The following is a 1,778-nucleotide window of genomic DNA, read 5'->3' as shown; positions in this document are numbered from 1 at the left end:
GGATTAACAGTCCGCCGTTCTACCGACTGAACTACAGAGGAATCGTTGTGGAGGCTTATCTTAGCGGCGAAAAAACTTTTGTCAAACCTGATCTTAGAGAAAATCGACTGACTGCTGAATCTGTCGTCAGTTTGTTGTAAATCCACACATCTTTTTCAGGAAAATACTTTGCAGGATGAGCATTTCTCCCCCATCATTTGAAATGGAGTTTCAACTTTTCTCGCTAAGGTCCATTTTGAACGTCACTGCTCCTCTGCGCCAGGCGATCATGCGCACGCCCTGGTACGCAAAACGTAAAAGCTATCGTGTCCTCTTCTGGCGTGAAATCACCCCCCTTGCGGTGCCTATCTTTCTGGAGAATACCTGCGTACTGCTGATGGGGGTGTTGAGCACCTTCCTTGTCAGCTGGCTGGGGAAAGAGGCGATGGCGGGGGTTGGGCTGGCGGACAGCTTCAACATGGTGGTGATGTCTTTCTTCGCGGCTATCGACCTTGGGACAACGGTCGTGGTGGCCTTCAGCCTCGGCAAGCTTGACCCCAAACGGGCCCGCGAGGCGGCTCGCCAGTCGCTGATGATCATGACCATTTTTTCGATCGTTCTGGCGGCGGTGATCCACTATTTCGGTAAAGAGATTATCGATGTTGTCGCCGGGGAAGCCACGAACGAGGTGAAGGACCTGGCGCTAACCTACCTCGAAATGACCGTCATAAGCTATCCGGCCGCAGCCATCGCGCTGATTGGCAGTGGCGCGCTGCGCGGGGCAGGTAACACCAAAATCCCGCTGCTGATCAACGGCGGGATGAATATTCTGAATATCATCATCAGCAGCGTGCTGATCTACGGCGTGTTTTCATGGGATGGGTTGGGGTTCGTCGGTGCCGGTCTGGGGCTAACCATTTCTCGCTACATTGGTGCGGCGGCGATTATCGGGGTGCTGATGACGGGCATCACGCCTTCGCTGCGCCTTACGCTGAAAAGCTACTTCCGACCCTTTAACTTCGCCATTATCTGGGAAGTGATGGGGATTGGTATTCCCGCCAGTATTGAATCAGTGCTGTTTAACGGCGGTAAGCTGCTGACGCAGATGTTTGTCGCCGGTATGGGGACCGACGTTATCGCCGGTAACTTTATCGCCTTCTCCATCGCCTCGCTGATTAACCTGCCGGGTAACGCGCTGGGTTCAGCCTCGACCATCATCACGGGCAAACGGCTCGGGAAAGGGCAGATAGGCCAGGCGGAACGTCAGCTGCGCCACGTGTTCTGGCTGTCAACGATTGGCCTGACGGCGATCGCCTGGGGAACCGCCCCCTTTGCCGGGCTGATGGCCGCGTTTTATACCCATGAACAGGATGTGAAAGAGGTTGTTAAGATCCTTATCTGGCTCAATGCCGCGTTTATGCCCATCTGGGCGGCCTCATGGGTGCTACCCGCGGGTCTGAAAGGGGCGCGTGATGCTCGTTTTGCGATGTGGGTGTCGATGCTCGGCATGTGGGGGTGTCGGGTTGTGGCGGGTTATACGTTAGGTGTGGTGCTTGGCTGGGGCGTGGTGGGTGTCTGGCTGGGAATGTTCCTTGACTGGGCCGTGCGCGGCGCGCTGTTCTACTGGCGTTTGGTCAGCGGGCGCTGGCTATGGAAATATCCGCGACAAAATGCCTGACAAATGCGCGAAATGGAGAATAAATCGGCAAACGATCGGAAATCTGCATTCTGCCTTTGACATCCCGGGGGAGCATCGATAATATGCGCCCCGTTCACACGATTCCTCTGTAGTTCAGTCG

1 protein-coding gene is annotated in these 1,778 nt (G+C 55.3%); it reads left to right on the top strand.

Annotated features, from left to right (window positions below):
* Window positions 1-202 precede the first annotated feature (202 nt).
* Window positions 203-1,657, top strand: coding sequence for a multidrug efflux MATE transporter EmmdR (emmdR, locus tag L977_RS04525; protein ID WP_156118157.1), 1,455 nt, complete (start codon window positions 203-205; stop codon window positions 1,655-1,657).
* The last annotated feature ends 121 nt before the right edge of the window (window positions 1,658-1,778 follow it).

The organism is Enterobacter sp. ZOR0014, assembly GCF_000798855.1.
GTDB lineage: Bacteria > Pseudomonadota > Gammaproteobacteria > Enterobacterales > Enterobacteriaceae > Enterobacter > Enterobacter kobei.
The sequence above is the reverse complement of the archived record's forward strand: the minus strand, read 5'-3'. Positions and strand labels throughout refer to the sequence as shown.